Genomic DNA, 6,923 nt, shown 5'->3' on the forward strand with positions numbered 1-6,923 from the left:
CATGAAGCGCAGCAAACTCTTGATGATCGACAACTACGACAGCTTTACCTACAACATCGTCCAGTACTTCGGTGAACTGGGCGCCGAGGTCGAAGTGTTTCGCAACGACGAAATCAGCGTGGCGGACATCGCCGCCCGCGCGCCCGACCTGCTGGTGGTCTCGCCCGGGCCGTGCTCGCCGGCCGAAGCCGGCATCTCGGTTGCGGCGATCCAGCATTTCGCCGGCAAGCTGCCCATCCTGGGCGTCTGCCTGGGCCACCAGAGCATAGGTGCGGCCTTCGGCGGAAACATCATCCGCGCCCAGCAGCTCATGCACGGCAAGACCAGCGTGATCACCACCACGCAAGAGGGCGTATTCGCCAACTTGCCCGAGCAGTTCGTCGTCAACCGCTACCACTCGCTGGCGATTGACAAGGCATCGTGCCCCAAGGCCCTGGCTGTCACAGCCTGGACGGATGACGGTGAGATCATGGGCGTGCGCCACAAGGAGCTGCCCATCCAGGGCGTGCAATTCCATCCTGAATCGATACTGACCGAGCACGGCCATGCCATGCTGAAAAATTTCCTGGAGCAAAGCGCATGAGCCAGGCTTTTGTGGATTTACGCAGCGACACCGTGACCCGGCCGACCGCCGCCATGCGCGAGGCCATGCTGGCCGCGCCGCTGGGCGACGACGTGTTCGGCGACGACCCCGCCGTCAATGCGCTGCAGGAAAAGATCGCCGGCCTGCTGGGCTTTGAAGCCGCGCTGTTTGTGCCCACCGGCACGCAGAGTAACCTCTGCGCCATCTTGAGCCACTGCCAGCGCGGCGACGAGTACATCGTCGGCCAGATGGCGCATTGCTACCGCTGGGAAGGCGGCGGCGCCGCGGTGTTCGGCAGCGTGCAGCCACAGCCGCTGAACCACCATACCGACGGCACGCTGGCCCTGTCCGAGATTGAGGCGGCGATCAAGCCCGACGACGCGCATTTCGCGCGCACACGCCTGCTGGCGCTGGAAAACACCCTGGGCGGCAAGCTGCTGCCTTTCGACTATGTGCAGCAGGCCACCGCACTCGCGAAAAAACACGGCCTGGCCCGCCACCTTGACGGCGCGCGGCTGTTCAACGCCGCCGTCGCGCAGGCCGCGCAAACGGGAAGCAGCGCTCTGGCCGAAGCCAAACGTATCGCCGGCTGTTTCGACAGTGTGTCCGTCTGCTTCAGCAAGGGCCTGGGCGCGCCTGTCGGTTCGGCGCTGTGCGGTTCGCGCGAGTTCATCGCGCGGGCGCACCGCATCCGCAAGATGGCCGGCGGCGGCATGCGCCAGGCCGGCATGCTGGCCGCGGCGGCTTCGCACGCGCTGGACCATCACGTGGGGCGCCTCGCCCAGGACCATGCGCTGGCCAGGCAACTGGCCGACGGCCTGGCCGGCATCGAGGGCCTGCAGGTCGAAGTGCCGCAAACCAACATCGTGTTTGTGGACCTGACGGGCGCGGCGCGCGAGCAGTCCGCAGCCCTGCTCAAGCACCTGGGCAGCCAGGGCATACAGGCCACGGGCTTGTACCGGCTGCGTTTTGTGACGCACCTTGATGTAGACGCCGCCGGCGTGGACCGCGCCGTGGCCGCCATCCGGCAGTTCTTCCATATCAAGGCTTAAAGGACAAAGCCATGCCTGATTTTCAACACTTGTTGCTGTTTATCGCGGCCGGCTGGCTGCTCAACCTGACGCCGGGCCCCGACGTGCTGTACATCGTGACCAACTCGCTGCGTTCAGGCGCGCGCGCCGGCATCGTGGCCGGCCTGGGTATTACAGCCGGCTGTTTTGTCCACATCTTCGCGGCGGCCGTAGGCGTCGGCGCGTTGCTGGCCACTTCGGCCCTTGCCTTTACCGTGCTCAAGTGGATGGGCGCGGCCTACCTGTTGTGGATAGGCGCGAAGATCCTGTTGTCCAAAGCGCCGCAGGCCACCACCGACCTCGTCGCTGCGGCTGCGGCCCAGCCGGAACGGCGCCTGAAAGCGGTTTTCATGGGGGGCTTCTGGACCAATGTCCTGAATCCCAAGGTGGCGATTTTTTTCCTCGCCTTTGTGCCGCAGTTCATCGCCCCTGACGCCGACAACAAAGCCCTGGCTTTTGTGCTGCTGGGTGTCTTGTTCAACCTGAATGCCATCCCGGTGAATTCGGGCTGGGCGCTGGTGGCCGCCTGGATGGCCAAACGCGATGCCGTGCAGCGCGGCATGCACTGGCTGGACCGCGCGGCCGGTGCGATGTTCATTGCCTTCGGCCTCAAGCTCGCCTTTACCGATAATCCCGCGAACTGAGCCATCCCATCCAGTCCCGTAAAAGAAGCACCAGGAAGCGAGACAAGCCATGCCCCATACCCACAAAATCACCCCGCAGGAAGCGCTGCAGCGCACCATAGAGCACCGCGAAATCTTTCATGACGAGATGCTGCACATCATGCGGCTCATCATGAGCGGCGAGATGTCGCCCGTGATGATGGCCGCGCTGATCACCGGCCTGCGCGTCAAAAAAGAAACCATAGGTGAGATCACCGCCGCCGCGCAGGTGATGCGCGAGTTCTCCACCAAGGTCCATGTGGCCGACAAGACCCACCTGGTTGACATCGTTGGCACCGGCGGCGACGGTTCGCACACCTTCAATATTTCCACTTGCTCCATGTTTGTGGCCGCGGCGGCAGGCGCCAAGGTCAGCAAGCACGGCGGGCGCAGCGTCAGCAGCAAGTCCGGTAGCGCCGACGTGATCGAATCGCTGGGCATCCATATCGGCCTTTCGCCCGAAGCCATCGCCAAATGCATAGAACAGGTCGGCGTGGGCTTTATGTTCGCGCCCAACCACCACCCGGCGATGAAAAACGTCGCCCCCATCCGCAAGGAACTGGGCGTGCGCACCATCTTCAACATCCTGGGCCCGCTGACCAATCCGGCCGGCGCGCCCAACATCCTGATGGGCGTGTTCCATTCCGACCTGGTGGGTATACAGGTGCGTGCCCTGCAGCGCCTGGGTGCCGAGCATGCGGTAGTGGTCTACGGCAAGGACGGCATGGATGAGGTCAGCCTGGGCGCGGCCACCGTCGTCGGTGAACTCAAAAACGGTGAAATCACCGAATACGAAATCCATCCCGAAGACTTCGACATGCCCATGGCCAGCAACCGCGCGCTGCGCGTGGAAACGCCCGAGCAGTCCAAGGCCATGCTGCTGGGCGTGCTGGACAACCAGCCCGGCGCGGCGCGCGACATCGTGATCCTCAATGCCGGCGCGGCGCTGTACGCCGCCAATGTGGCCGACTCCATGAAGGCCGGCATAGTCCTGGCCCGTGAAGCTCTGGCCTCGGGCGCGGCCAAGGCCCGCTTGCAGCAACTGGTTTCCACCACCCAACAACTCGCGGCCTGAACACCATGTCCGACATCCTCGACAAAATCATCGCCGTCAAGCGGCAGGAAATCGCTGAAGCGATTCGCAAGAAACCCTTGGCCGTGATGCGTGAAGACGCCGAATCGCGCGTGCTGACGCGCGACTTCGTGGGCGCGCTGCGCGCCAAGATCGCGGCGGGCCAGCCCGCGGTGATCGCCGAAGTCAAAAAAGCCAGCCCGTCCAAAGGCGTGCTGCGCGCCGACTTCATCCCGGCCGACATCGCGCAAAGTTATGCCGAAGGCGACGGCACGCTCAGCGCGGCCTGCCTTTCAGTGCTGACCGACAAGCAGTTCTTCCAGGGCAGCGTCGACTACTTGAAGCAGGCCCGGGCCTCGTGCAGCCTGCCGGTGCTGCGCAAGGACTTCATGGTCGACCCGTACCAGGTCTACGAAGCGCGTGTCATGGGCGCCGACTGCATCCTGCTGATCGCGGCCTGCCTGGACGACGCGCAGATGAAGTCGCTGGAGGCGCTGGCCATGTCGCTGGACATGGCGGTGCTGGTCGAGGTGCACGACAAGGCTGAGCTGGATCGCGCGCTCAAGCTCAAGACGCCGCTGATCGGCATCAACAACCGCAACCTGAAAACCTTCGAGGTCTCCCTGGATACCACGCTGGGCATGCTTGCGCAGGTGCCGACGGACCGCTTGCTGGTCACCGAGTCCGGCATCGCCACGCCGGCCGACGTGAAGCGCTTGCGGGACGCCGGCGTCAACGCTTTCCTGGTCGGCGAGGCCTTTATGCGCGCCGACGAGCCGGGCCTGGCGCTGGCCCAGCTGTTCGGCGGTAAGTAAATTCAGGAGGCGGTGCAGATGAACCCTCCGGACCAACTGCTGAGCGCGGACCCTGCGGACTGGCCGGTGGCGCCCGGCTGGCGTCCCACCACCGAGGCCTTTTTCGCTTCCCCCACCGGCCGCAAGCTGCTGGATTTCCTGCAGGGCCGGCTCGCGCAAGGCGCGGTGATCTTCCCGCCCCAGCCGCTGCGCGCGCTGGAACTCACGCCCTCCGAAGATGTGCGCGTCGTGATCCTGGGCCAGGACCCGTACCACGGCCGGGGCCAGGCCGAGGGGCTGGCATTTTCCGTCGCGCCCGGCGTGGCTTTGCCGCCTTCGCTTCGCAACATCTTCAAGGAGCTGCAGCGCGATCTGGGCACGCCGCCCCCCGCGTTTCCCGTGCCCGGCGGCAGCCTGGTGAAGTGGGCTACGCATGGCGTGCTGTTGCTCAACACGTGCCTGACGGTGGAAGAAAGCCAGCCGGCCAGCCATGCCGGCAAAGGCTGGGAAGTGCTGACCGACACGCTGATCCGCCAGGTGGCCGATGGCGACCACCCGGTGGTTTTTATGCTGTGGGGCTCCCATGCCCAAAGCAAGCGGGCTCTGATTGATGCCAAGCGCCACAAGGTGCTGGTGGCCAACCATCCTTCGCCACTGTCGGCCCTGCGGCCGCCTTTGCCTTTTATCGGCTGCGGGCATTTCTCGCAGGCGCGGGAATGGCGCGACGCGCACCCGAAACCCTAGCCGGCGTGTGGGTGTGAAATGGTTGCCGCGGCGCGGAACATTAAAAACCCACTAGATAGATAGGCAGCCGCCGGGGGGCCTCACAAAACCCGGCGAAGCGGTCCTGGCTAGGCGGCGCAACAACGCCAGGAGGGTTTTGTGAGGGCCCCCGCTAGAACTCCTGGGGGAGGCTGCCTACATAGTCACGCCGGATATTGACCGTGCTTTGCAGGCCCAGCGCTTCAAAGTGGCGGCGCAGCCAGCGTTTGGCCGCGCCCTGGCCCATCTCAAACAATTTCTCAATCATGGCCCCATCGGCAGACAGCTTGCTCGACGGCGGCAGGTTCTCCAGCGCCTCGCCGCCGTCGATACGGTGCAGCAGCAGGCTTTTGTACTTCGCGCCTTCCTGCAAACGTCCGTCCGCCAGCAGGCGGTTGATGAAATCGATGGTGCGCATCTGCGACAGCAGGCTTGCGTTAAAGGTCAGCTCGTTCACCCGGTCCATGATGTCGTGCGGCGTGTGGGGCACCTCGGGCCGCCGCAAAGGATTGATCTGCACCACGATGATGTCGCGGCTGCTGCATTCGCTGATCAGGGGCAGCAGGGATGGATTGCTGGAAAACCCGCCGTCCCAGTAGGCTTGGCCGCCAATTTCCACCGCCTGGAATAACGTAGGCAGGCAGGTGGAGGCCATCACAGCCTGCAATGTCAGGCGCTTGCCTGAAAAGATTTCGGCCTGGCCGGTGTTGACATGGGTCGCGGACACAAAAGCCTTGGGCAACTGCAAGGCGGCGATGGCAGGAAAGTCGATTTCGGCCTGCAGCAGCTTGCGCAGGGGGTTGATGTCCAGCGGATTGGACTGGTAGGGCGAGAGCCATTGGTTCATGGCGTTACTGAAAAAGTTTGTGCTCACTTTGTCAGATGGCCAACCACCGAGCAGCATCCTGCTGATGCCGTCGGCCATGGAGCCCAGGCTGCCCATGGCGGCCACGCCCTGCCAGATGCGCGCCAGTGATGCGCGGGCGGCTTCCCGGGGGTTGGGCGTTCCACTGTTTTTATGCGCGGCGACGGCGAATCCGTGCGCCAGCGCCACGGCATTGACCGCGCCCGCGCTGGCGCCGCTGATCCCGTCAAACTGGATGCGCTCGTCCTGCAGCAGGGCGTCCAGGACGCCCCAGGTGAAGGCGCCGTGCGAGCCTCCGCCCTGCAGGGCCAGGTTGACCCGGCGCTGGGAGGATGGGTCTGGCGGCGAGGGAATTGGGGGCGGGGTGCTCATGAGGTATTTTTAATGCTTTTTGGGATGCCCGGGGATTCCGTCCGACATAAAACCGTGGCATAATCCGAGGTTCGCTTGAAGGATGGGTGCCCGAGTGGCTAAAGGGGGCAGACTGTAAATCTGTTGGCTAACGCCTACGCTGGTTCGAATCCAGCCTCATCCACCAGATTTTTGTTGATTTTTGGCAAGCGGACGGCGCAAGGCAGTCGCGTAAAGCGGGTTTTGGGCTGTGAGTGGTTTGATGTGAGTTGAATTGGCAGAGCTGCGCGGGAGTAGTTCAATGGTAGAACCCTAGCCTTCCAAGCTAATGACGCGGGTTCGATTCCCGTCTCCCGCTCCAAGAAGCTGCGGTTTCGGGGTGTTGCAGGTTCTGTTGGTTGGTCTTGCGTTGAATTGCGGTGGGATTGAAGTCTTCTGACTTTTGAAAATTTAAGCCCTTTTGGCTCAGTGGTAGAGCACTCCCTTGGTAAGGGAGAGGTCGCGGGTCCGATTCCCGCAAAGGGCACCATATTTTGAGCTGGCGCGGCGTGCAAGGCGCTGTCGCCGGCTGTAGTTCGTTAATTGGTTTGTAACTCTTTATAAATTTCTGGAGTTGAAAAATGGCAAAAGGCAAATTTGAGCGGACCAAGCCGCACGTCAACGTAGGCACGATTGGCCACGTGGACCACGGCAAGACGACCCTGACGGCGGCGATCACGACCGTTCTGGCATCGAAGTTCGGCGGCGAAGCCAAGGGCTACGAC

8 protein-coding genes and 3 tRNA genes are annotated in these 6,923 nt (G+C 63.4%); 10 read left to right on the forward strand and 1 reads right to left on the reverse strand.

Features of this window, described 5'->3' with window-relative positions:
* The first annotated feature begins 1 nt into the window (after position 1).
* The 6 genes from AC1DXS_RS22230 to AC1DXS_RS22255 are packed head-to-tail and all read left to right on the forward strand — an operon-like array spanning position 2 to position 4,925.
* Entirely contained in the window at positions 2-583 is a 582-nt protein-coding gene (locus tag AC1DXS_RS22230; protein ID WP_477739626.1) for an aminodeoxychorismate/anthranilate synthase component II, read from the forward strand.
* The gene (gene ltaE / locus AC1DXS_RS22235; RefSeq protein WP_477739627.1) at positions 580-1,635 is read left to right on the forward strand and encodes a low-specificity L-threonine aldolase; all 1,056 of its coding nucleotides are present in this window, start codon (positions 580-582) and stop codon (positions 1,633-1,635) included. Before AC1DXS_RS22230 ends, ltaE begins: the two co-directional genes overlap by 4 nt.
* An 11-nt stretch (positions 1,636-1,646) precedes the next feature.
* Positions 1,647-2,297 carry a LysE family translocator gene (locus AC1DXS_RS22240; protein ID WP_477739628.1) on the forward strand — a complete coding sequence of 217 codons (651 nt, stop codon included), beginning with the start codon at positions 1,647-1,649 and terminating at the stop codon, positions 2,295-2,297.
* Positions 2,298-2,346: 49 nt separating this feature from the next.
* On the forward strand, positions 2,347-3,390 hold the full coding sequence (gene trpD / locus AC1DXS_RS22245) for an anthranilate phosphoribosyltransferase (protein ID WP_413328541.1): 1,044 nt from the start codon (positions 2,347-2,349) through the stop codon (positions 3,388-3,390).
* A gap of 5 nt (positions 3,391-3,395) precedes the next feature.
* Complete coding sequence (trpC, locus tag AC1DXS_RS22250; RefSeq protein WP_477739629.1) at positions 3,396-4,202, forward strand: indole-3-glycerol phosphate synthase TrpC; 807 nt, start codon at positions 3,396-3,398, stop codon at positions 4,200-4,202.
* 18 nt (positions 4,203-4,220) lie between these two features.
* Entirely contained in the window at positions 4,221-4,925 is a 705-nt protein-coding gene (locus tag AC1DXS_RS22255; protein WP_477739630.1) for a uracil-DNA glycosylase, read from the forward strand.
* 151 nt (positions 4,926-5,076) lie between these two features.
* Here AC1DXS_RS22255 and AC1DXS_RS22260 read toward each other — a convergent pair whose 3' ends face one another.
* A complete protein-coding gene (locus AC1DXS_RS22260) occupies positions 5,077-6,180 on the reverse strand; it encodes a patatin-like phospholipase family protein (RefSeq protein ID WP_477739631.1) in 1,104 nt (367 codons plus the stop codon).
* Positions 6,181-6,260: 80 nt separating this feature from the next.
* Between AC1DXS_RS22260 and AC1DXS_RS22265 the strand changes: the two genes are divergently transcribed.
* From AC1DXS_RS22265 to AC1DXS_RS22280, 4 genes are all read left to right on the forward strand, one after another.
* Positions 6,261-6,346 (forward strand) — tRNA-Tyr (locus AC1DXS_RS22265).
* A gap of 100 nt (positions 6,347-6,446) precedes the next feature.
* Positions 6,447-6,520: transfer RNA gene (locus AC1DXS_RS22270), tRNA-Gly, on the forward strand.
* 93 nt (positions 6,521-6,613) lie between these two features.
* Positions 6,614-6,688, forward strand: a tRNA-Thr gene (locus AC1DXS_RS22275).
* 91 nt (positions 6,689-6,779) lie between these two features.
* A partial coding sequence (locus AC1DXS_RS22280; RefSeq protein WP_477664961.1) for a GTP-binding protein occupies positions 6,780-6,923 on the forward strand: 144 nt, incomplete at its 3' end.

Source organism: Polaromonas sp. P3_B1 (assembly GCF_056402935.1).